This window comes from Streptomyces sp. ID05-39B (assembly GCF_033794725.1).
GTDB classification, from domain to species: domain Bacteria; phylum Actinomycetota; class Actinomycetes; order Streptomycetales; family Streptomycetaceae; genus Streptomyces; species Streptomyces bobili.
In genome coordinates this window covers 1-20,588 of record NZ_JARGEF010000039.1, presented here as the reverse complement: position 1 = coordinate 20,588, position 20,588 = coordinate 1, and the positions used below count along the sequence as shown (strand labels likewise).

Sequence of the window (20,588 nt, the reverse complement as noted above, 5' to 3'; positions counted from 1 at the left end):
CTCATGCCCATCGTCGTGCCCCGCTACGAGGCCATGCAGTACGACGGCACCAACGGCCAAGCCGTAGTGGACTGGCTGAAGGGAACCGTCGAACTGGTCAGCGACGACGGAAACCAGTTGGTCGTCGACTTCCTCGGCTCGCAACGCACCATCCCCGCAGGCGGATGGGTCATCGCCAGCGGTGGAGGCGCCGGGCCGGACGGGCCCCGTTACTTCTCCACAGAGCAGACCGCTGCCGACTACACCAACGGCTGGCTGGAGGTCACGGCGTGACCGACCAGGCCCCCACCCCCGGCCGGACGCGAATACGCGGCGCACTGACAGCGTTCGTCCTCACCGCCGCGCTTTTCGGCGTAAGCGGCCCCGCCCTGTCCGACAGTGAGCCCACCCGCGCGGCGGACGGCACGGCCAGCGCAGGATTCCCTGCCGCGCACGTCGCTGCGACCGCAACTGACAGCCTGCCCACCCCGATCCTGATCCAGGGGGTGGACCTGCACGACGTCACCATCAAGAAGTTCGACGACACCTACTACATGTACGGCAGCATGTACGGCTGTGGGTACCAGTGGTACGTCTCAGGCACCCCGTGGTGCGGACTGGGGGTGTCCACCGCACCCAGCCTGCAAGGACCGTGGACCGCACCCGCGGCGCTGTTCAATCCGAACTCGTTGGATCCGTGGTCGAAACGCTCCTGGCAGGAGACGTGCGGCGGAACCGGCCAAGGCTGCTTCAACCCCCGCATGATCCAGCGCACGGGATGGGGAAGCAACGACGGAGTGTTCGTTCTCTGGTTCAACGCGCCACGCCACTACAGCGACAGCAACGCGAACGCCTACAACGTCATGGGGTGCGCCGGGCCGGCCGGACCGTGCGGTCCCGGGGTCACCCCGAACGGCTCCTACAACAAGCCCGTCCTGTCGGTCTGCGCCGGCAACGGCGACTACGGGATCATCGAACGCCCGTCCACCCGCCCGGCGATCGTCTGCTCCATGCCCGGCGCCACCCAGCTGAACCTGGAAGAACTCAACTACAGCGGCTCCGGCGGCACCGGCCAGGGCGTCCGTAAAGTCGCCGGCATGGACGGTACCGTCGAAGGCCCCGGCGGCTGGTGGGACGAAACCACGCAACGCTACATCCTGACTTTCTCCGATCAGGGCTGCGGCTACTGCGCCGGCACCCCCGCCGGCTACGCCACCTCCACCACGCTGTACTCCGGATGGTCCGCGCCCGGCAACGTCGGATGGGGCGCACCCGACTTCGCCCGCCGTATGTTCAGCGGCGCCTCCTGCGGCGGCCAGCCCCGCACCGTCACCGTGATCGACGGACAGCCCTGGCAGATCATCGACCTGTGGCTCGGCATCCGCAACGAAACCGCCGCCGATACCCTGCTGGCACCCCTCTCCTACACCCCCACCACTGGAACGCCCGGCGACGGCACCGTATGGGTCCCTCCGGTCAGCATGCCCTGCACCTGACCCAGCACCGCGCCCGCCTCCAGCAGGGGCAACGACTGCCCGACCAGGCCGTAGCCTGATCGCAGGGCGACCCTCCGCCCCACGCTCCACCCCCCGAGGGACGGCCGCACCACAGCGGCCCGCCACACCATTCACCTGGGCGCGGGGAGATCCAGGAGCAGGGTCGGGTGCCCGACCTCGACATCATCCAGTACCCGGTACGCCCCGACATGGGGCGCCACCTCGTACGCGATCCACGCAGCCTGGCCTACCGGCGCCGCTACGCCGGCGATCCGCTGCGCCCCACCGAGTGGGCCCCCAAGGCCCCGGTCCTGGACCAGCAGCGCCTGTTGTCGCAGGGCATCCACACCAGCAGGCTGTTCCCCGGCGCCGGAGACGACCTGGACGCCCTCGCATCCTGCACCGGCAACGCGGCCACGGCAGCCGTATCGATCCTGCACGACACCGCCACCCTCGAGGCCGCAGGCCTCGGCACCCGCGATCCGGCGGCCGCGCAGCGGTGGGCGATCAGCCTGTACGCCGACGCCACCCGGTATGACCAGTGGCACGACGACGCCTGGCCCGCCACCGACTGCGGCTCCTCCGGCCTCGGAGTAGCCAAAGCCCTGAAAGCCCGCGGCCTCATCGACCAGTACGGGCACGCCACCACCGCCGAAGAACTCTGCGCGCTCCTACAGACCGGTCCCGTCCTCGCCGGCCTGCCCTGGCACGACGCGTGGTTCGACCCGCCCGGCCTGCACGCCCTCCTCGACGACAGCCCCCGCTGGCAGACCTCGCCCGTCGTCGGCGGCCACGAAGTCTGCATCACCGCCCTCGAGACCGTCGTGACTCTCCCCGACGGCGGCCTCGACTACGCCCGCACCATCCTACGGGCCCAGAACTCCTGGTCGCGCGCCTACGGCGACCACGGTTCCTTCCGCTTCTCCCTCGCCCTCTACCAGGCCGTCCGCTCTCAGACGGACCTGGTGGCCCCCCGACTGGAGTACCTGCGATGACCGAGTACCACGTCGCCATAGACCACCTCGCATCCCCCGACCCCGACACCCCCCAACAGCAGGTAGAGACCACCTACCTCGGGGTCGTCGACCAGGACCACGTCGACCAGGTCCGCGCCATCGCCGCACTGGACGACGCACCACGCCACGTCCTCGAGCACCCCCACATCGACGGGGCGTTCATGGTGCTGCGCGAGGACGGCGACCTGGACGTGTACGTCCCCGTCGGCGCCACCGAGTACCGCATCTACGCGCCCGACCCGGACCCCAAGACGGAACTGGATGGCGCCCACCTGCCGCGCGGGGCGTCCGGCCCGGCCTACATCTCCGGTGTCATCCGCTTCGGAGGCCAGTCCATCGGCGGCGCCATGGACCACCCCGAGAGCCCTCCGCGCGTCGTGGAGCACACCACCGAGTCTCCGGCTGGCGGCAGTTACCTTGAGTCTGTTGCCGCCTACCTGATCCGAGTCGGTGCGGAGCCGCAGGTCATCTACGACCCCGTCACCGACCGGCTCGGGCAGTTCGGACCGCTGACCCAGTCCGGGCGGGCCTTGCGCAATGACGGCGCCCGTCGCACCAACCGCGAGGGCAAGGTCTGTATACAGGTAGAGGTCCTGGGCCGGGCCGCCTCCCCTTGGACGAAGGGTTTCGATCCGGCGAAGAAGCCGAACTTTCGCAAGCTCACCGCCGCCGCCCGTGCGCACGGGGTGCCCGACGTATGGCCGGCCGGGAAGCCGCCCGGCACCGCGGCCGCCGCCTCGGCGGGATCCCGCTCCCGCACCACCTGGCAGACCAAGGGCGGCTACTTCGCGCACGCCCAGGTTCCCGGCAACGACCACTGGGACCCGGGCGCCATCGACACCAGCATCGTCCCCGGTAAGCCGGCCGTGGAGCCCAAGCCGGGCACGGACTCCGGCACCGTCACCCCGCCGACCACCACGTCGTACACCGTGAAGGACGGCGACACCCTGTGGTCCATCGCCGAAGACCGGCTGGGCGACGGATCCCGCTACAAGGAGATCGCTTCCCTGAACGGTCTCAGGGACGCCGACAAGCTGACGGTCGGACAGAAACTGAAACTCCCCGTTAAGAAGACGCCGCCTGCTGCTCCCCGATACGAGCCGTTCCCGGGTGCCGCCTTCTTCCACGGCGGCCGCCACTCGCCGATCGTCACAGCCCTCGGACGACGCCTGGTCCAGCTCGGGTTCGGCAGGTACTACAAGACCGGACCCGGCCCCAACTGGACCAACGCCGACCGGAACGCCGTGGCCGCCTTCCAGCGCTCGGTGTCCGAACTGGCCGGAGACGCCGACGGCATCCCGGGCCCCAAAACGTGGACGGCTCTGAAAATTCCGAGGGTTTCGTGACATGGAAAAGGCGGGATCTGAAGGATCCCGCCCTCACGTCAGCGGCCGTAATTGGGATCTACGGCACGCCTTTCACGCTTACGCTTGGCACGCTCTGGATATCGGTTTCGGTAGCAGGTCCGGCAACCGCGAAGCCCAGTGCTGGGCGTTATGTAAGTGTTCTGTTCGTTGAACTCATGCCCGTTCTTGCAATGGGTCTGGTCGCGCTTGGTGTTGCGGGCTCGATCCTTGGCCATGTTGTCGAACTGGGTTCCAGGTCTCACGTGCGACGGGTTAACGCACAGTCGATGGCGGCATGCGCCGCCAGTGCGGCACTTGCTTGGGTCATGGCACGTGTGGTCAAGCTGGTTCCCTGTTGGTATCTCGCCAACGAGAGCCGTGTACGAGAGCCTGTGGCTGCTCAGGTACTTGCCGCCCCAGTAGAACTTGCCGTATCCCCCCGGTGTGAGGGCGGCAGTCCAACGCCAGCATCCGTTCGGCTCGATGCGCACCTTGTCCCAAAACCGCTGTGGCAGGCGAGAGTCTCCGAATATTGGCGTGGTGGTAGCGTCGGGCATGTTCGACTCCTCAATAGTCGGACCGCGCCCCGGGAGTGTGTCCGCACTCGCCGGGGTTTCACGTTCCATTTTACGCCAGACGCGAGTAATTCGCTGGGGGCAACGGCCCTGTTGTAACTGCCCTATAAAGGATCCGTCTGCCTTTCCGTCGCACTCTTCCCGAAGGAGTACCACCATGAAGCCCCTCCTGATCCTCGGCCGGGAACCGGCCGCCTGGCTGACCCTGTTCGCGGTCGCCGTGAAGCTGTTCTCCGCGTTCGTCATGGACGTCGACATAGACACCCAGGCCTGGGTCAACGCCTTGGCCGCAGCCGGCATGGGCCTCCTGATCGCCCTCATGACGAAGGACGGCGTCATCGCCGCCATCCTCGGCCTCGTCCAGGCCGCTCTGGCCCTCGCCGTAGGTCTGGGGCTGGACTGGGACGCTGCGCAGCAGGGCCTGGTGCTGTCCTTCGTCTCCCTCGCGCTGGGCGCCTACGACCGGACCCAGGTCACCGCACCGGTGACCCGCGACGGCGTACGGCTGGCGGCCTGACCTATGACATCGCGGCACGCCTACCGCCGACTGGCAGCGGCGCAGGCGTGCCCCACCACAGAGATGGAGCGGCACGGTGAATGAGCTGCTGGGCGTCAACATCGCTGAAGGCGGCGCCGCAGCCCTGGTCACGCTCGTCGTGCTGCTCATCTTCCTGGGCCGTCTCGTACCGCGGTCCGTCCTCGAGGACGTCCGCAAGGACCGCGACGCCCGCGTCGCGGAGATCCTCGCGGAACGGGACACCTGGCGAGACGCCCACCGGGAGAGCGAGAGAGCACGAATGGAAGCGCAGTCACAGGTCGGGGAGCTGCTGGAACTCAGCCGCACCGCCGACCACGTGCTGCGCGCGATACGGGGGGAGGTGCCAGGGGATGCGATGGATCAGACGGTTGCTGCGCCGCCGTCCTAAGCTCACCCCCCCGCGCCCGGACACCACACCAGGGCAGCAGGCCGCCGACAAGGCCCTGTCCCGAGCACAAAGGGCCCGCCGGGAAGTCGAATCGCACCGGCCGGCCGTCTCGGAAGTAGCCGCGCGCCTGGCACGCGAACGGCAGAGAAATCACTTCGCGGAAATCTTCCGCGACGCCTTGGAGGGAGGCCATCACTGATGGACTGCGCACAGCTCGCCAATACAGCAGCCTCGGGTCTGGTCGTCCTGTGCTCTGTGGTTTTCGCCGTGATCTACCACATTCACGCCCCGTGGAGGTCCACCGCAGTGGGCCGCCACGTCATGGGCTTCACCCTCGCCATCGGCGCACTCGCCCTGTACACGGTCCTCATCACCCTGTGGCCCAACGGCCTTGCCGCGACCATCTTGCGCAGCATCCGCACCCTGCTCCTGGTGGCCATCGCCGCCCTCGTCATCCAGCGCACCCACATGGTCCTCGACGCCCAGCACCAGGGCGCCCTGCTCGATGAACAGCCGCCCCACGACGACTCTTCGCACTGAACTGGAGTTCGACCATGACCACGGTGACGGGCAAGCTCATCGGTTTCGCGGCGCCGCAGCGCGCGGAGATGCGGGCCACCCTGGTCGACGTCACCGGTGCCCCGGCCGTCGGCTACGTCGCCAGCGTCCCGGGCGAAGTCGTCCGACCCGTGGCCATCACCCCGCAATCGAACGGGGACTGGACGGTCACCCTGACACCCAGCGCAGACATCGAATCGGATGCCGGCGACACCCTGTGGGCCATCCAGGAAGGCCGGGCCAAGGACGGCACCCCCATCATCAGCTACGTCGCCGTCCCCGCGACCGGCACCTGGTGGGTGGGCGATATCCGCGCCGACCTGGGGGACACCCAGACCGGGGACAGCACGGTCGTCTACCTCCCCGGCCCCCAGGGACCGGAGGGACCGGCCGGCCCAGCAGGAACGGACGGCGCCACCGGACCAGCCGGAGCTACGGGCGAGACAGGACCCCAGGGGCCGAAGGGGGATACCGGCGACACCGGGCCGCAGGGACCCCAGGGCATGACCGGCCTGCAAGGCCTCCCGGGAGAGACCGGGGCCGAAGGCCCGCAGGGTCCTGCCGGCCTGAAGGGCGACACAGGCGACACCGGCCCGCAGGGACCGACCGGTCCTCAACCCCCGCTGGGAGCGGCAGGCGCCGGTCCGACCGTAGCCCTGAGCAGCGACGACCCGACCACTATTAATCCGCGAACCCCCACCGCACACGCCAGCAGCCACGCATCTGCCGGATCCGACCCCGTTACCGTCACCCAATCCCAAGTGACCGGCCTGACCACCGCACTCGGCGGCCTCCTGCCGCTCGCCGGTGGCACCATGACCGGCACCCAGAACATCACCCTGGCCAGCTCAACAACCGTCGCGCAGGCCTCCCTCGCCGCCGGGGACACCTTCGACCGGTACCGGCGTGACACCGCTGGACGGCAAGAATGGGGGCCGGGCAACGCAGCACGAGACACCAACCTGTACCGATCCGGCGCCGACACCCTCGCCACCGACGACAGTCTGGCCGTAGGCGCCAATCTGGCTGTCACAGGCCACGCACTGGGGCAGGACACTCCGTCCGCCCACGGCATCGCCGCCTGGTGCTACGACCCCGCGCTGGCCGTCAACTCGAGCGAGATGGCCAACGGGGCCCTGTATCTGGTCCGCGTGAACATCGCCGCGAACGTGAACGTCACCAAAATCTACTGGTGGGTCGGGAACACGGGGTCCGGGCCCGTGGCCGGGCAGAACCACGTCGGCCTGTACAACTCGGCTGGCGTGCTGCTGGCTTCGGCGAACGTCGATGCCTCCGTCTCCTCGGCCGGGCTGAAGACCACCACCATCACCAGCCAGGCTCTGACTGCGGGGGCGTTCTACTGGGTGGGGATGGTGTTCAACGCGTCGGTTCCGCCGACGCTGACCAGGGCGTCCGGCTGGACCGGTGTGGACGCGGCCGCGAATCTGGGGCTGACTCCGGCAACGTACCGGTTTGCGAGGAACGGGTCGGGACGGACGGCGCTGCCTTCGACGATCACTCCGGGATCCAACACGGGAACCGACATTGCCGGGCCGTGGGCGGCAGTGGGCCCGTGACGGGGCTGAGCTGGGGTCGTGTCCTACACATTTGAGAAACAAATAACGTGACCTTGCTCGCCTTCAGCCCTGAGCCACGCCCCTGGCTGACCCCGTCCGACTGCTCCCCGCCGGCCCCTGGCTGATCCCTCTCGCGCCTAGGTGTGCTGTCTCGTGAGGTTGGTTCCGCACGCCTGAACTTCCTAACTTGTTGACAAGTTAGGACGGGCCCCTCTAACTTCGCAACAAGTTAGGAAGTTCAGGAGGTGGGGCGTGCTTCAGATCCAGCTTGGGCCCGAGAGGGCTGCGGACCCGGACGACAGCCTGGAACGGTCGACGATCGGGTGGCGTCCGGGGATGACGGAAGACGAAGCCTGGGAGGCCGGTCGCGGCGTCTGGAAGTTCAACGCGGACCGGGCCCTGGCGCAGGACGAGGTGCAGATCGTCAACACCAAGGGCACGGTGCTCGCGGTCGCCACGATCACCGGCATCTCCAAGTACAGCGACCGGTACGCCCTCCAAGGAGAGCTGCTGCGCGGTGACGAGCGGGTGGGGAAGCCCACGGTGACGCCTCACCGGTCGCGGAACTCCGTCGCCTACTTCTGACCAGCCGTCCGGACGCTGCCGTGACCCGTACCACATGCGCAGCGTCCAACGCTGGACGGTAGTGCGGCCGAACGCCAGCCATGTTGGGAACACGCCCACGAGGGGGAGTTCTGTGTCTTGCTGGTTTGTCAATTCTGATGCCAATGCCGTACTCGACAACGCCGAGTGGGCCCCGTGGGTGCGCTACACCCGAACACCGCCACCGTCGTATGACTGGGAGAGCACAGACGCCGTCGCGTCATACACGTCGGAAGAGCAGATGATGAATACCGCCGTGCACGAGGCCGCACACGCCGTCGTGTACATGGCCGCGGGCTATCAGATCGGCGAGCTCGTCCTGCACGAGCCGGGAGACCAGAGCCACGGCGGCCGGGCGCACGTGAACTACTTGGCTGCCTCGGGCCCGTGGTTGGACTGGGCGGTCACCTGCGCTGCTGGCGAGCGGGCAGAGGTCCGATGGCTGCGAGAGACCGGCCGCTGGTCATTAGAGCGTGCGTGGGTGGCAGAGCGCCTCGCGTGGCGGGACCGCAGTCAAATCGGCGAGGTCTACCGGGGTGGCCACAACCGAGAGCTGACCTTCAACGGCGACCATGACGACTGGGGCGACTACGCCTGGGTCATGGACCGTACCGATGAAGCCCTCGACCCGGTATGGGACCAAGTCCTCACTCTGGCTCAGCATGTCACCGTCCGCTGGCACGTCGCTGGCGAGGAAGCCGCCCGGATAACTGGCTTCTGAGTGGCCGGGCACCGCAACGCCCCGCTGACCCCGGAGGGCCGACTGCGATTATGCCTGCGTGTGGACGCCGGGCGTCCGATCGCACACGTCGCGGCGGAGGCCGGGATCTCCCGCCGCTGCCTGGCCAAGTGGTACGCCCGCTGGCGCGCACACGGCGAGGACGGCCTGCTCGACCACTCCTCTCGCCCCGCCACGAGCCCGGCCAGGACCGCGCAGGACATCGCGGACCCACGCCCCTGGCTGACCCCGCCCGACTGCTCCCCGCCGGCCCCTGGCTGATCCCTCTCGCGCCTAGGAAAAGATCTACAGACTCCGCGCCCGCAACGACCTCGGCTCGGTCGTACGTACGATGGCGGGGTGAACGACCTCAAGACCCCGCCGCTCCCCGTGTGCTCTCCGTCGCAGGTGGGCCCGTGTGCGGGCTGCCATCATCCGACGCACCGGTACGGGCATGGTGGCAGTCCGCTGTGCGTGGTGTGCCAGTCCCGCCTGGACGAGGAGCGGGCGAGGAAGTAGCGCCGGCGCCGCGGGTACCGTGCATGACGGTGCCCCCGCCTTACCTCAGGCGGGGGCACCGTCCTTTGTGCGCCGCTGGCTACTCGGTGGTCAGGGTCTGCATGGGGTAGTTGACGGCCCTGGTGGGGGGCGGGTAGTCGGCATCGGCTCCACCGGCGAGCAGCGCCAGGGACCAGATCGTCGTGACGTGTTCGAAGTTCTGCCGGGTGCGGTGGTACTCGTCCGCAGCGGCCTTCACGTACCGGCCAGCCGCAGTGCTGTACCGGGTAACCTCTGCCGTGCAGGTGAGGATGTCCCCGAGCAGCCGGTCGACGGCTAGGTACCAGGTGTTCAGCATCCCGGCGTGCTCGCGGAGCATGTCGCGGGTGGTGTCCTGCCCGAACTCGGTCTCGTGCCATCGGACGTGCTCGATGGTGAAGCTGTCGAAGCAGTCGTGGAGACCGCTGTTGTGGATGGCGGCTTCGAAGTCGAAGATGGCGCGGGTCTCACCCGGCGTGAACGCCTCGGTGTCGTGCTCGAACAATTCCAGGTCAGCCACGGTCGTACTCCTCGCTGTCGGGGGCGCGGTCGGCGGGCGGTCCGAGCCTGCGGAACAGGCGGTCCAGGCCGTCGCCCACCTGTGCAGCCGTCTCGTCGCGGACGACGTGCTCCGGCTCCCGCTGTTCCCGCAGTTCGGCCGCCTGCCGGTCGAACGCCGCGCGGATGGGCGTTGCGAGGTCGGGCGTCTCTGGGCTGTTGGCGCGGAGGATGGCTCGGGCTTCGTTGACCCTGGGGTGGCTCATGCTCGGTGTCCTCACTTCTCGGTGGTGTGGTCGGCGGCCTGTTGCTCCTGCCAGTCCATGCGAAGATTCCGCAACTCCTCACAGATGCCGTCGTACGTGGACTTGGCCCGGATGTAGGTCTTCTTGGCATCGGCCGCGTCTTCTTCCAGACGCCGACGCTTGGCCTCGTACTCCTCGCGGGTCATGGTCGGTGTCCTCACTTCTCGGCGGCGGTGGCGCTGTGGTGGAAATACTTCCGGTAGGGGCAGCCCTCCTCGTGCACGGTGCGGCCGTTCACCGTTCCGCACCACTCGCTGCACTGGGGCTCACCGTTGGATTCCGGCGGCGGGTCGTGGCGGTGCGAGTAGCGGGGGTTGATGCACTCGGGATCGTTGCAGTACGGCGTCAGGGTCCTAGCCATGGTTGGTGTCCTCACGTCTGGGCGGTTCGGCCGGGGTCCAGGAAGTCGGCAAAGAGGTTGGCGTTCTCAAGCCGTTTCCTGCGCTGCTGTGCTGCCTGCGGGCTGGACAGGCCCAGCCGCTTCGCGATCTGTGGCCAAGTGGCCTTCTCCCGGCGGGCCATGTCGATCAGTCGGCGCTCGTCGGTGTCTAGGTTCTCGCGGAGTTTGCGGATCAGGGTGAGCGCGTCCAGGGCGTCATCTTGGCTCGCCGGGCCGGTCTCGGTGCTGAAGTCGCGTTCGTAGCGGACGGCTACGTCGCGCCACTCCAGTCGGTAGTCGGTGCTGGCGATGGCCATGATGATGCTGGCGTCGGGTAGGCCCTGCATCAGCGGGTAGCGGGCCACGAGCCGTTCGGCGGCCGCCTTCGGAGTGTCTTCGGTGGGCATGCCCCACCATGCCACTCTCAACGTTTCATTGTCAATGAAACGTTGAGAAAGTTGCGGGGTTGGCTGAGGGTCGCATCCAGAGCGCTGGGACGTCCTGAGCTTAGGATCGCGTACACAGCAGAATCGAACGGATCGAACTGTCCTGGAACTACCAGAACTACTACCGGTCCTACTACTTCGCCACGGAATGGTAGTTCGCGGCCAGGACCATGCGTGCTGGCCCACGATAAGCTCACATATAGCCAGTGATCGCTGATCTAGGGGAGCACCCGTGGGACACCAGGTCATCAAGCAGCCGGACGGACGGCTCGCCGTCTTCTCCAGCTTCACCGACACCTTCGTCGTCATGGACGCCACACCGGACGAGGTCGTGGAGTGGTTCGTGGAACGAGAGGCAGAGGCAGAGCGTCGGCGTGTCCGCGCGATCCTCGATCATGTGCTGGCCGACAACTCTCGGGCCGCCTACTTCCAGTTCGCCCGCACCTGGGACGAAGCCTGCCGGCTCAACCAGGAGCACGGCGGCGACCTGGCGTATGGAGCAGCGAGCAGCGCCCCGTGAGCACCGAGCACCTGCCCGCCAGGCCGACCGTCCGGCCGCTCCTGCCCGCAGAGTTCGACGACGAACTGCGCGCCCGCCTCGCAGCCCTGGACAGCGCCAGCGACACCCACGCCCAGAAGCAGCGCCCCGACAACACCACCCGCGCCTACCAGGCCGACTGGAAAGTCTGGGTGCGGTTCTGCACCCAGCTCCAGATCCCACCCACCGCCGCCACCCGCGGCACCCTGCGCGCCTTCGTCGACTACCTGTGGAACCGCGAGCAGGCCGCCTACTCCACCGTCGACCGGCGCCTCGCCGGCGTCGTCGTCACGCTACGGCGGCCGCCGTACAACGTCCTCGTCGACCCAGACGTCACCCGCGCCGCCCGTGAACTGCTCAAGGACTACCGCAAGAAGGCGGAAGCCGCGGAGGAGCCGGCCCGCGGCCGCGGCAAGGCGCCCGCCATGCGCCTGAAAGACCTCCGCCACATCGTCTCCCTGTGCGACAACGACATCTTCGGCGTACGTGACCGCGCCATGCTGCTCCTCGGCTTCTCCATCGCCGCCCGCCGCGCCGAACTGGCCGGGCTGCGCCTGCGGAACATCCGCGACGACGACAACGGCCTCCTGGTCCACGTCGCCGTCTCCAAGACCGACCCGCGCACCGTGCCCGTCCCCTACGGCAAGCACCCCGAGACCTGCCCGGTGCGGTCCTGGAAGGCATGGCAGGAGGCCGCGCAGATCGTGGACCCCGACCGGCACGCCTTCCGCCGCATCCACCACACCGGCAAGGTCCAGCCGCAGGGCCTGTCCCCACAGCGCGCCGGCGACCTCATCACCGCGGCAGGCCTGCGCGCCGGATACGAGGACCTCTTCACCGGCCACTCGGTACGCTCCGGACTGGCCACAGAAGCTCGCCGCGCAGGGAAGGACCGCAAGGCCATCGCTGCGATCACCGGGCATGCCGACGGCTCGAAGGTCCTGGACGGCTACATGCAGATCGTCGACCAGTGGGACGAGCAGGACAACGCACTGATGGGACTCGGCCTGTAGACCGCCTAGCGTTTGATCTCGCCTGCGGTGGAGGGGGAGCCGCCCAGTCGCCACCCGGAGGACTGCCGGGCCCGGAACGTCTGCCCGGCTTCCACGGCCGCCTTGTTGCGGGCGAACTCGCGTTCCGCGGCTGCGGTGTTCCACTCTCGCGGCGCTGCGCTGGTGTCCTGTGCTTGCTGTCGGCGGCGGGGCTTGCCGCGGCGGCGTTTGTTCACGGCCGCAGCGTAGCGGCCTGGACGCCCTTTCCACGAGCAGATGGACGGGTGCGGCTCTGAGGCGACGGTGAGGGCTTGGGCGTCTCAGGTTCGGGAGTCCTTCTCAGCAAGTGCAGCAGCCGGAATGCCCGCTCGCTGTTCTCCGGTTGCCCGTACAGTGCGGTCCCCACCACCGCTGCCGTGCCGGCCATTCCGAAGACGACGACGGCGACCACCAGGTTCGTCGCTACCCCCGGTGGGATGTTGATCTGCATCTGGATCGGGGCGGTGTTGGCGCGGGGCATGGGCGGGTCCCTCGTGGTCGGCGTGCCCGGCATGCTATCCGCTGGCCGGGGTGTCCCGTAGCCGGGATGGGCGATGGTGTCAGTGCCGGGATGGGCAACTGCGAGCCGACAGCGGCGGGATCGCTGCGAGAATCGCAGAGCGCCTTCCTGGCGCCTCCGACGACGAAGAGGGGTAGTCGTGCCCGAGCAGAGGTACAGCGCGCCGTCGGTGCGGCAGTTGGCGGCGGTGGTGGAGCGGGTGGCGCCGCGGGACCCGGCGAAGTGGGACGGCCGGGAGAAGGCGCCGGGGGCGGCCGGTGTCCTGGTGCAGGTGTCGGAGCAGCGGGCGAAGCAACTGTGGATGGTCGTGGGCATGTTCGACCGGGCCGTACGGCGGGAGGAGATGCCGAGGCGGGCGGTGCGCGATGTGGGGCAGCTGTTCACGCCGCCGGCGTTGCGGGCGTTCTGGAGGCTGGCGGCGGGCGGGGAGTTGCGGCATTGGGAGAAGGATGTGGGGAAGCCGCTGCCGGTGCCGTCGCAGCGGACGGTGCGGGACTGCTTGAAGATCCTGGCCGCGTTGGCGGCGCCGGGGCGGCGGGTGAGGTTGCCGCGGGTGGAGGAGTCGGAGCCGAAGCCGACGGTGGACCCGGGGCAGTTGACGGCCGTGTACCGGGAGCTGGTCGCGCTGGCGGGGGACGGTCCGTTGGAGCGGGACGGTGCGGGGATGCGGGCGCAGGAGCGGGCCCGGCTGCTGGCGATGGTGTCGGTGGTGCTGGACACGGGGGCGCGGGTGGGCGAGTTGGAGCGGCTGAACGTGGATGACCTCAGCCCGGATCTGGAGGTGGTGCGGGTGGTGCGGCGGCCGCAGAGGGCCGGCAAGGGGTATGAGGAGGTGGCGTTCCGGCTGGGGGTGTCGCTGGGCACGGTGTCGAAGGTGATGGCGGGCCAGGATGAGAGGGCGTCGTTCCAACTGGCGGAGGAGATCCGGCGGGAGGTCGCGGCCGTGCAGGGGGCGGGGCCGCGGGTGGAACGCTACGTCCTGTCGCACGGGTCGCGGGTGGCGTTGAAGCGGTGGCTGCACGTGCGGGACGGTCTGGTGACGCCGTTGGAGGGCGGGAAGTCGGCTCTGTGGGTGACGGTGTTCGCGTCGAAGGCCGGCCCGCCGGGCATCCGGATCCGGGCGCAGGGGTTGGGGCAGTCGTACGGGCGGGGTGTGCACGCCCTGAACTTTCTGATGGCCGGGCAGCCGGGGTGGGAGCCGCTGCCGGTGCGGATGGAGCAGCTACGGCGCGCGGTGGAGGCGGAGCCGTTGGAGGACGAGGCGGCCGGTCCTACTGCGCAGGAGTAGGACCGGCCGGCGTGGCTGCTACGTGCTGGACGTCCCCGGGCATTCGGCTGCCCAGTGCCACAGTTGGGCGGGCGTCCGGGAGTGCTCGGGGCAGAGGGGGTCTTCGTTGGCAACTCCTCCGCATGCCTTCTTGGGGCAGATGCAGGAGGCGAAGCTACCGCCGAGGAAGGTGGTGCCGTGCCGTTCGTAGCCGGAGGCGCGGGCGATGGCGTCGACGTTGCGGGTGTCGGTCATGATCAGTCCTGGTCTCCGTAGTACTTCTCGTACGGGTCGAAGCCGTCGTCGCCTGCGGCGCGCATCTCGTCGTACTCCCACTCCCTGGCCCGCTCGTCCTCCTCTGCACGTTCCTCGGGTGTCAGTGCGGCGCGGCGCGCGGTCTCTGCGTCCCACTTGTCGGCCTCGCGTTGCCGCCACGCCTTCGCGTCGAAGTCGCGGTCCTCGGAGTGCGGCTCATCGTGCGGGTGCGGGGATCGGGCGCAGGTTTCGGGGTAGACCAGGAACGGGTCCAGTTGCTCCCCGCAGACGGTCTGTTCGGCGAGCAGAGCGGTGTGTTTGCCGCCGGCCTGGCGCTGGATCGCGCGGGCCTTCTTTGCTGCGGTGGTCTGGTTCTTCGGCACGGTAGTCTCCGGGTTCTGGCGGACTGCCCACGCTCTGCCGCCGTACGGGAGGTATCCGTGACGGTGGTGGTTCACTTCGCGGGCCCCGGGAGACCTTCACCTGCCCTGCCGCAGCGTGGGTGCGGCATCGGGTCATGCGGTTGGCGGCGTGCGCGTCTTGCCGCTGGTACGGAAGTCTAGTGGAGGCCGCTGACAACCCGGGATGGAACGGTGGGGAGCGGCGGATTCAACTGGGGGTAGACCGGTGGCGAGTTCCCCGGATACGCTGCGCTTGCGCAATCACTGTGACTCAAGGCCACTACCCGTACTGGGCGGTGGCCTTCGTCATGTCTGCCGTCGGCTCTGCTCTCGTCGGTAGCAGTCCCCGCCATACGCGGACTGCCCGAAGGCTGAACGGGGCGCGGTGGCCGGGTCGGGTGGCATCGCCGTCTCATCTCCCCGGGCCAGGCGCTTGAGTCGCTTGAGGGTGATGGTCCGCCACCCGAGGCGCTCAGCCCGTGCGGCAGCTTCCAGGATCAGCTGGGCGATTTCCACGGGTCTCCTAGGCTGCCAGGTCGGTTTGGTCGCGGGTGAGGCGGCGGGTGGGGAGGTAGTCGCGTCCGAGTTCGCGGGCGATGAGCTGGTTGGCGCTACGGACCACGATGACGTGTCCGGCGGGGGTCGTTGCCTCTGCGCGGTCCAGAACGAAGGCCATCCGGTGAACGGTGTACGCGAGAATCCGGGAGGCGGCGAAGGAGCGGGCGTCGCCGCGGAGCCGGCACATGGCGTGGACGCGGATGCTGCCGTTCATGGTGGTCCGGATGTCGTACGGCTCGATGGTCCTGACCGACTCGTCGCCGTTGTCGTCCACGTAGGTGATGGTGACGGCGTGCTGGCGGTCGATGGCGCGGTACAGGTCGGCGAGGGTCTTGGTCGACTTCTGGTTTTTGGTGATGCGCACTGTGGTGTCCCCTCGCTGTGGTGTGGTCTTCAGAGTAGACCAATGTCCATTGCTAAGCAATACGTTATGCCGTACTGTTGGTGTCACCGGGCCACCCAGCCCCGGCCCCCCACCCATGACTTAGCAATGCAGAAGGAGGATGATGGCGTGGCCAACGCCCCCACGCGCCCGCCGAACCGAGTAGAACGCCGGCGGGCCCAGCCGAGAGGAACCCGCCTCGTGCCGCTCAGCCGAGACGACCAGCAGCGCCTGACCCAGCTTCAGCAGGCCTCCGCCCTCCTACGCGAACACGGCGCGCCCGCGCTCGCGGACAGCGTCGACTTCGTCTTCACCGAGGACGGCCGCAAGTTCATCAACCGGCTCGCGTGGAAGGACCGGGAGCAGGAGAAGCCCAACCTGGCCATGCAGATGCCGGACACGCTGCGGGATGAGATCAAGGCGAAGGCTGCGGTGGCCGGGGCAAACCTGGAGGCCGAAGCGCAGAAGGCGTTGGACGAGTTCGTGGCCGGCCGGTTCACGCCGGCGCAGCCGAAGCGGGCTCCGCACGGTCAGACGCCGAAGAAGGTGAACCTGAACGTGCGTGTGGATGCCGGGCTTCGTCAGCAGGCTGACGAGGTGGGCAAGCAGCTTCTGGCGGAGGGTGAGCTGGACTGGGCTCCCCGCGCTTCGCACGTGATCGTGGCGTGGTTCATGGACCGGGTGGAGGAGAACTTCCGGAACCCGATCCGCAAGCAGTAGCGGGCGGCCGGGGTCTGGTCCTGTCTGCCGACAACCAGGCCGGGCCCTGGCGCCTTACGTACAACCCCTATAGGAGACCTCTCGTGGCATCTGCCATCGAGGCCCCCGCCAGCACGACGGCGGAGGGCCCCACCTCGCACACCCAAAACCAGGTTGGCAGCCTCATGGCGGGCCTGACCGACGAGCAGTTCACGCAGTTGTTCAACCTGATCATCGAGCACCAGGGATCCTCCCTGGCGTCCGGTCCCGCGGCCCAGAACGGGCACGGGTACACGCGGGCGGAGCAGGTCGATGGGCTGCGCAAGCTTCGGGACCCGTTCCCGGAGTCGGAGATCCGCTACCTGCCCCGCGTCTGGTGCAAGAACTGCCGGGACGCCAAGGGGACGTGCAACCGTCCGGACCACGAACGCCGGCAGTGCCGCAAGTGCGGGCAGAACATGACGACCGCGCACATCGACCTGAAGTTCGTCGGGCACGCCGAGGCCACGAACCGGCTGCTGAACGTGGACCCGTTCTGGGACTGGAAGCCGATGACGACGGACGCGAACGGACTGCCCCAGTACGACGGGAACCGGGGCCTGTGGATCCGGCTGACGGTGTGTGGCGTGACCCGTCTGGGATACGGCAACGCTGAGGGCAAGTCCGGCGGTGACGCCGTGAAGGAAATCATCGGCGACGCGATCCGCAACGCCGGCATGCGCTTCGGGATGGCGTTGGACCTGTGGACCTCTTCCGACCTGGAGATCATCGAGTCGGGTGGTGCGTCGCTGGACCAGGACGCCCCCAGCACGGGGCAGGGCAAGCCCGCGACCGCGTCTCCGGAGCCGGTGGAGACCCGGGAGGATGCATTCGCCCGGCTGACGGAGCAGTACCGGAACTGCTGGGGCAACGCTCTGGCGCTGACGCAGATCCGGATCGAGGGCAAGAAGCTGGGCCTGTCGGAGGACCGGGTACAGGGGCCGCCGCCGGACAACGAGTGGACCACGTTCGATGCCCTGCTGGAGACCCGTATCACCGAGCTGGCCAAGCAGAGGAGCGACGCCTGATGTCCTCCCTTGCGCCCCAGAAGAAGGTGCGTACCGCTACGCACCGGCCGGCTACCCGGCGTCGCCGCTTCCGCCACGACGACCTGGTCGCGGTCGACCTGTTCTCCGGATTCGGGGGACTGACCCGCGGTATCGAGGACGCCGGATTCACCACGATCATGGCCGCGAACCACAACAGCTACAAGGTGGAGGTCCACGAGGCGAACCACCCGGACGCCGAGCACTGGATTGCCGACCTGGTCGACCCCGAGGCGGCGGACTACCACTCCGCCCGGGACCTCCCGGCAGCCGACCTCCTCGTCGCGGGCGTGAGTTGCGTGAACCACTCGCAGGCGAACACGGTCAAGGCGTACGCGCAGGGCATGACGCTGTTCGAGTTGGAGGACCCTGACTTCGAGGCGCGGGTGACGCGGTCCGAGCGGGACCGGGCGACCGCGAACTGTGTCCTGCACTACGCCGCCCAGCACCGCCCGCGGCTGATCCTCATTGAGTGCACCACCGGACTCACCTCGTGGGGACCCGCACTGGCGAACCGCCCGAAGGTCGGGGACGGCTCCACCTACCGGTGGTGGCTCAATCAGTTCGATCTGCTGAACTACGACCACAAGGTGCTGTACCTGAACTCGCAGTTCTTCGGAGTGCCGCAGTCCCGCGACCGCCTCTACATCGCGTTCTGGGACAAGTCCCTCCCCGCCCCCGACTTGGAGCACAGGCCGGTGTCGCGCTGCCACAACTGCGACAAGGACGTGGAAGCGGTGTGGACGTGGCGCACCGGTATCCCGCCGACCGGGACGGTGGCCTACGGCAAGCAGTACGACTACCGGTGCCCGAGCTGCCGCCGCGAGGTCGTCCCGCCGATGACACCGTCGCTGGCCGCGCTTGACCTGAGCGACCTCGGTACCCGTATCGGTGACCGGCCGGTCCGCAAGCAGCGGGACGGCTCCACCGGACCGTTCGTGGCGTCGACGATGGCGCGCATTGGGCGGTGCCGTCAGCGGTTCGCCGACTTTCCCGCGATCCTCATGCCGGCGAAGGGAGTGCACGGCTCCGAGCGGCTTCTGCTCCAGCCGATGGCGACACAGACCAGTCAGCAGGAGACGGCGGTCCTGTCGACGGGTCCGGTCACCCAGCCGCTCTGGACTCAGTCAGCTGGCAGCGGCGACCTGGTCGTGCCATCGGTCGCGCTCGCCGTGGACAACTTCCAGGGCGGACCGCGTAGCGCCGGCGAGCCCCTGCCCACCCAGGTGGCCTCGGAGACTCTCGCTGTGGTGTCCTCCGGGGTCATTCCTTACCGGAAGCACACGCTTCCCGCGGTGCACGCCGAGGCGATGCCGACGTTCACCTCGGAGCAGATTCCCGGACTGCTGTCGGCCGCCGGGACGGTCGGCCCAGGCGTTGCCGCGTCACAGATATCAGCCTTGTGGCGGGCCACGCTGTCGGAGCTTCCGCTCGAGGACTGCTACTACCGGATGATGCGGGAGTACGAGATCGGTCGCGGCTGCGGCTTCGATGTCGACTTCCCCGGGTACAAGGGCGCCTTCGTAGTCTGGGGGTCCCCCCGGAGTCAGGTGGACGGCTTCGGCAACGCAGTCTCCCCGCAGGTCGGTGCCTGGATCGGGTCCCGGCTGCGGGCCGTCATCCACGCCGAGCAGGTGGCGGCATGACCACTAGCCGCCCGCATGGGAATGCGAAGTACCACCTGGAGAACTGCCGCTGCCCGGTGTGCTGCCAGGAAGCCCGGGACTACGACAACAACCGGCGCCGGGCCATCGCCTACGGGCGCTGGCAGCCGTTCGTGGACGCGGAACCGGTCCGCCAGCACGTCCGATCCCTGGGCGAGTTCGGTATCGGCTGGATGCGTGCAGCCCGTCTGGCGGGTGTGTCGACGGGCGGCGTGTCCAAGCTGCTGTACGGGGACCGGCCTCGCGGGCTTGGCCCATCGCGGCGGGTGCGCCCAGAGACGGCGCTGAAGCTGCTCGGGGTGGAGCCGACGCTGGACAACCTGGGCGACCGGCTTCCGGTTGACGGTACGGGTACCCGGCGCCGTCTTCAGGCGCTGGTGTACGCGGGCTGGACACAGTCGGAGTTGGCCCGGCGCATGGACATGAACCGGGCCAACTTCGCTCGGACGATCGTGTCCTGCCTGGTTGAAGTGCGGACGTTGAAGACGACGCGCACCGTGTACGACACGTTGTGGCGGGTGGACCCGATGTCCGCGGGCGTCCCGCAGCATCGAGCCGACGCCGCCCGGCGGATCGCGGTGTCCCGCGGCTGGGCTCCGGTCGGGGCGTGGGACGACGACACGATCGACGACCCAGCCGCGTTCCCCGACTGGACCGGGCACTGCGGCACTGCCAAGGGGCGATCCATCCACTACCGGATCAAGGTCCCGGTGTGTAAGCCCTGCCGGATTGCCCGTACCCAGCAAGACCAGCAGCAGGCAGCAGCCTGACCGACGGGCCCGCCACCGCGCGGGCCGTCTCCTTCCCTACGCCCGCCCCCGGGCACCCCGCCCTCATTCCGGCTCCCGCCGAACGGAGTTCCGCCATGTCCTCAGAACACGCCGTCGCCCTGATCCTCTCCGGTTGCGCCGTGTATGCCGTCGGGGACTGGTGGTGGGGCCGGTGGCTGCGCCGCCGCCACGGCGTCCCCCACCGTCCGAACCCGTACCAGCAGGCCGTCCGGGAGTCGCAGGAGCGCCGGGCGCGTGTGGAGGGCCTGGGCTGCGCGGTGAACGAGGTGATGGGGGAGGCCGCCGGCCGGGTGAGCGGCTTCTACGAGCCGACCGACCTGACCGGCCTGCCGGACGGCCGGGTGGATCCGTGGCGTCGGGCCCGGCTGGAGGAAGCCGCCCGCCAGCACACCGCCCACGCACCCGCCCCTGACCGCGACCACACCTGACCCTGGCGCT

The 20,588-nt window shown here is 68.7% G+C and carries 28 protein-coding genes and 1 pseudogene; 19 read left to right on the top strand and 10 right to left on the bottom strand.

Annotated features, from left to right (window positions below):
• Positions 1–3 precede the first annotated feature (3 nt).
• The 11 genes and pseudogenes from P1P75_RS11930 to P1P75_RS11880 all read left to right on the top strand — a co-directional run.
• On the top strand, positions 4–273 hold the full coding sequence (locus tag P1P75_RS11930) for a hypothetical protein (RefSeq protein ID WP_319254386.1): 270 nt from the start codon (positions 4–6) through the stop codon (positions 271–273).
• Positions 270–1,475 (top strand): hypothetical protein, encoded by a 1,206-nt coding sequence (locus P1P75_RS11925; RefSeq protein WP_319254384.1) that lies wholly within the window; start codon positions 270–272, stop codon positions 1,473–1,475. The genes P1P75_RS11930 and P1P75_RS11925 overlap by 4 nt, the downstream gene beginning before the upstream one ends.
• Positions 1,476–1,642: 167 nt before the next feature.
• Complete coding sequence (locus tag P1P75_RS11920) at positions 1,643–2,470, top strand: hypothetical protein (protein WP_319254382.1); 828 nt, start codon at positions 1,643–1,645, stop codon at positions 2,468–2,470.
• A complete protein-coding gene (locus P1P75_RS11915) occupies positions 2,467–3,837 on the top strand; it encodes a peptidoglycan-binding protein (RefSeq protein ID WP_319254380.1) in 1,371 nt (456 codons plus the stop codon). Before P1P75_RS11920 ends, P1P75_RS11915 begins: the two co-directional genes overlap by 4 nt.
• A gap of 732 nt (positions 3,838–4,569) precedes the next feature.
• The gene (locus P1P75_RS11910) at positions 4,570–4,929 is read left to right on the top strand and encodes a hypothetical protein (RefSeq protein ID WP_319254378.1); all 360 of its coding nucleotides are present in this window, start codon (positions 4,570–4,572) and stop codon (positions 4,927–4,929) included.
• 76 nt (positions 4,930–5,005) lie between these two features.
• A complete protein-coding gene (locus P1P75_RS11905) occupies positions 5,006–5,338 on the top strand; it encodes a hypothetical protein (RefSeq protein WP_319254376.1) in 333 nt (110 codons plus the stop codon).
• A gap of 198 nt (positions 5,339–5,536) precedes the next feature.
• A complete protein-coding gene (locus tag P1P75_RS11900) occupies positions 5,537–5,878 on the top strand; it encodes a hypothetical protein (RefSeq protein WP_319254374.1) in 342 nt (113 codons plus the stop codon).
• Positions 5,879–5,892: 14 nt separating this feature from the next.
• Complete coding sequence (locus tag P1P75_RS11895) at positions 5,893–7,473, top strand: hypothetical protein (protein ID WP_319254372.1); 1,581 nt, start codon at positions 5,893–5,895, stop codon at positions 7,471–7,473.
• Between the two features lie 336 nt (positions 7,474–7,809).
• Positions 7,810–8,058 carry a hypothetical protein gene (locus P1P75_RS11890; protein ID WP_319254370.1) on the top strand — a complete coding sequence of 83 codons (249 nt, stop codon included), beginning with the start codon at positions 7,810–7,812 and terminating at the stop codon, positions 8,056–8,058.
• A 259-nt stretch (positions 8,059–8,317) separates the two neighbouring features.
• Positions 8,318–8,797, top strand: coding sequence for a hypothetical protein (locus P1P75_RS11885; protein ID WP_319254367.1), 480 nt, complete (start codon positions 8,318–8,320; stop codon positions 8,795–8,797).
• A pseudogene (locus tag P1P75_RS11880) lies at positions 8,798–9,007 on the top strand (leucine zipper domain-containing protein); the annotation flags it as partial.
• A 385-nt stretch (positions 9,008–9,392) separates the two neighbouring features.
• On the opposite strand, the gene P1P75_RS11875 reads toward P1P75_RS11880, so the two are convergent.
• From P1P75_RS11875 to P1P75_RS11855, 5 genes are read right to left on the bottom strand one after another with little or no spacing between them, the layout of a single operon-like run.
• A complete protein-coding gene (locus tag P1P75_RS11875; RefSeq protein ID WP_319254365.1) occupies positions 9,393–9,851 on the bottom strand; it encodes a hypothetical protein in 459 nt (152 codons plus the stop codon).
• Positions 9,844–10,095 carry a hypothetical protein gene (locus P1P75_RS11870; RefSeq protein ID WP_319254362.1) on the bottom strand — a complete coding sequence of 84 codons (252 nt, stop codon included), beginning with the start codon at positions 10,093–10,095 and terminating at the stop codon, positions 9,844–9,846. The genes P1P75_RS11875 and P1P75_RS11870 overlap by 8 nt, the downstream gene beginning before the upstream one ends.
• Positions 10,096–10,106: 11 nt before the next feature.
• Positions 10,107–10,280 carry a hypothetical protein gene (locus P1P75_RS11865; RefSeq protein WP_319254360.1) on the bottom strand — a complete coding sequence of 58 codons (174 nt, stop codon included), beginning with the start codon at positions 10,278–10,280 and terminating at the stop codon, positions 10,107–10,109.
• 11 nt (positions 10,281–10,291) lie between these two features.
• On the bottom strand, positions 10,292–10,495 hold the full coding sequence (locus P1P75_RS11860; RefSeq protein WP_319254357.1) for a hypothetical protein: 204 nt from the start codon (positions 10,493–10,495) through the stop codon (positions 10,292–10,294).
• 11 nt (positions 10,496–10,506) lie between these two features.
• Positions 10,507–10,920 (bottom strand): hypothetical protein, encoded by a 414-nt coding sequence (locus P1P75_RS11855; RefSeq protein WP_319254355.1) that lies wholly within the window; start codon positions 10,918–10,920, stop codon positions 10,507–10,509.
• 271 nt (positions 10,921–11,191) lie between these two features.
• Here P1P75_RS11855 and P1P75_RS11850 point away from each other — a divergent pair, with 271 nt between their 5' ends.
• Together P1P75_RS11850 and P1P75_RS11845 are read left to right on the top strand one after the other, a co-directional pair.
• A complete protein-coding gene (locus P1P75_RS11850; protein ID WP_319254353.1) occupies positions 11,192–11,479 on the top strand; it encodes a hypothetical protein in 288 nt (95 codons plus the stop codon).
• Positions 11,476–12,510 (top strand): tyrosine-type recombinase/integrase, encoded by a 1,035-nt coding sequence (locus tag P1P75_RS11845; RefSeq protein WP_319254351.1) that lies wholly within the window; start codon positions 11,476–11,478, stop codon positions 12,508–12,510. Before P1P75_RS11850 ends, P1P75_RS11845 begins: the two co-directional genes overlap by 4 nt.
• Before the next feature lie 5 nt (positions 12,511–12,515).
• On the opposite strand, the gene P1P75_RS11840 is transcribed toward P1P75_RS11845, so the two are convergent.
• Complete coding sequence (locus P1P75_RS11840; protein WP_319254349.1) at positions 12,516–12,725, bottom strand: hypothetical protein; 210 nt, start codon at positions 12,723–12,725, stop codon at positions 12,516–12,518.
• Positions 12,722–13,009, bottom strand: a complete 288-nt coding sequence (locus P1P75_RS11835; protein ID WP_319254347.1) for a hypothetical protein — start codon at positions 13,007–13,009, stop codon at positions 12,722–12,724. Before P1P75_RS11835 ends, P1P75_RS11840 begins: the two co-directional genes overlap by 4 nt.
• Positions 13,010–13,187: 178 nt before the next feature.
• Between P1P75_RS11835 and P1P75_RS11830 the strand changes: the two genes are divergently transcribed.
• A complete protein-coding gene (locus P1P75_RS11830) occupies positions 13,188–14,336 on the top strand; it encodes a hypothetical protein (RefSeq protein ID WP_319254345.1) in 1,149 nt (382 codons plus the stop codon).
• 18 nt (positions 14,337–14,354) lie between these two features.
• Here P1P75_RS11830 and P1P75_RS11825 read toward each other — a convergent pair whose 3' ends face one another.
• From P1P75_RS11825 to P1P75_RS11815, 3 genes are all read right to left on the bottom strand, one after another.
• A complete protein-coding gene (locus tag P1P75_RS11825) occupies positions 14,355–14,570 on the bottom strand; it encodes a hypothetical protein (RefSeq protein WP_319254343.1) in 216 nt (71 codons plus the stop codon).
• A gap of 2 nt (positions 14,571–14,572) precedes the next feature.
• Complete coding sequence (locus P1P75_RS11820; protein WP_319254341.1) at positions 14,573–14,953, bottom strand: hypothetical protein; 381 nt, start codon at positions 14,951–14,953, stop codon at positions 14,573–14,575.
• Between the two features lie 541 nt (positions 14,954–15,494).
• On the bottom strand, positions 15,495–15,893 hold the full coding sequence (locus P1P75_RS11815; RefSeq protein ID WP_319254339.1) for a WYL domain-containing protein: 399 nt from the start codon (positions 15,891–15,893) through the stop codon (positions 15,495–15,497).
• Positions 15,894–16,040: 147 nt separating this feature from the next.
• Between P1P75_RS11815 and P1P75_RS11810 the strand changes: the two genes are divergently transcribed.
• The 5 genes from P1P75_RS11810 to P1P75_RS11790 all read left to right on the top strand — a co-directional run bounded on the left by P1P75_RS11810 (position 16,041) and on the right by P1P75_RS11790 (position 20,578).
• Positions 16,041–16,631, top strand: coding sequence for a hypothetical protein (locus P1P75_RS11810; RefSeq protein WP_319254337.1), 591 nt, complete (start codon positions 16,041–16,043; stop codon positions 16,629–16,631).
• An 83-nt stretch (positions 16,632–16,714) separates the two neighbouring features.
• Entirely contained in the window at positions 16,715–17,677 is a 963-nt protein-coding gene (locus P1P75_RS11805; protein WP_319254335.1) for a hypothetical protein, read from the top strand.
• On the top strand, positions 17,677–19,341 hold the full coding sequence (locus tag P1P75_RS11800; protein WP_319254333.1) for a DNA cytosine methyltransferase: 1,665 nt from the start codon (positions 17,677–17,679) through the stop codon (positions 19,339–19,341). Before P1P75_RS11805 ends, P1P75_RS11800 begins: the two co-directional genes overlap by 1 nt.
• Entirely contained in the window at positions 19,338–20,129 is a 792-nt protein-coding gene (locus P1P75_RS11795; RefSeq protein WP_319254331.1) for a hypothetical protein, read from the top strand. The genes P1P75_RS11800 and P1P75_RS11795 overlap by 4 nt, the downstream gene beginning before the upstream one ends.
• Before the next feature lie 95 nt (positions 20,130–20,224).
• On the top strand, positions 20,225–20,578 hold the full coding sequence (locus P1P75_RS11790) for a hypothetical protein (protein ID WP_319254329.1): 354 nt from the start codon (positions 20,225–20,227) through the stop codon (positions 20,576–20,578).
• The last annotated feature ends 10 nt before the right edge of the window (positions 20,579–20,588 follow it).

Bases quoted from the DNA above. Each gene is read 5' to 3' on its own strand.
- P1P75_RS11855 (WP_319254355.1), bottom strand. From the start codon at position 10,920: ATGCCCACCGAAGACACTCCGAAGGCGGCCGCCGAACGGCTCGTGGCC.
- P1P75_RS11930 (WP_319254386.1), top strand. From the start codon at position 4: ATGCCCATCGTCGTGCCCCGCTACGAGGCCATGCAGTACGACGGCACC.
- P1P75_RS11890 (WP_319254370.1), top strand. From the start codon at position 7,810: ATGACGGAAGACGAAGCCTGGGAGGCCGGTCGCGGCGTCTGGAAGTTC.
- P1P75_RS11865 (WP_319254360.1), bottom strand. From the start codon at position 10,280: ATGACCCGCGAGGAGTACGAGGCCAAGCGTCGGCGTCTGGAAGAAGAC.
- P1P75_RS11900 (WP_319254374.1), top strand. From the start codon at position 5,537: ATGGACTGCGCACAGCTCGCCAATACAGCAGCCTCGGGTCTGGTCGTC.
- P1P75_RS11915 (WP_319254380.1), top strand. From the start codon at position 2,467: ATGACCGAGTACCACGTCGCCATAGACCACCTCGCATCCCCCGACCCC.
- P1P75_RS11800 (WP_319254333.1), top strand. From the start codon at position 17,677: ATGTCCTCCCTTGCGCCCCAGAAGAAGGTGCGTACCGCTACGCACCGG.
- P1P75_RS11790 (WP_319254329.1), top strand. From the start codon at position 20,225: ATGTCCTCAGAACACGCCGTCGCCCTGATCCTCTCCGGTTGCGCCGTG.
- P1P75_RS11885 (WP_319254367.1), top strand. From the start codon at position 8,318: ATGATGAATACCGCCGTGCACGAGGCCGCACACGCCGTCGTGTACATG.
- P1P75_RS11860 (WP_319254357.1), bottom strand. From the start codon at position 10,495: ATGGCTAGGACCCTGACGCCGTACTGCAACGATCCCGAGTGCATCAAC.
- P1P75_RS11835 (WP_319254347.1), bottom strand. From the start codon at position 13,009: ATGCCCCGCGCCAACACCGCCCCGATCCAGATGCAGATCAACATCCCA.
- P1P75_RS11825 (WP_319254343.1), bottom strand. From the start codon at position 14,570: ATGACCGACACCCGCAACGTCGACGCCATCGCCCGCGCCTCCGGCTAC.
- P1P75_RS11795 (WP_319254331.1), top strand. From the start codon at position 19,338: ATGACCACTAGCCGCCCGCATGGGAATGCGAAGTACCACCTGGAGAAC.
- P1P75_RS11870 (WP_319254362.1), bottom strand. From the start codon at position 10,095: ATGAGCCACCCCAGGGTCAACGAAGCCCGAGCCATCCTCCGCGCCAAC.
- P1P75_RS11895 (WP_319254372.1), top strand. From the start codon at position 5,893: ATGACCACGGTGACGGGCAAGCTCATCGGTTTCGCGGCGCCGCAGCGC.
- P1P75_RS11910 (WP_319254378.1), top strand. From the start codon at position 4,570: ATGAAGCCCCTCCTGATCCTCGGCCGGGAACCGGCCGCCTGGCTGACC.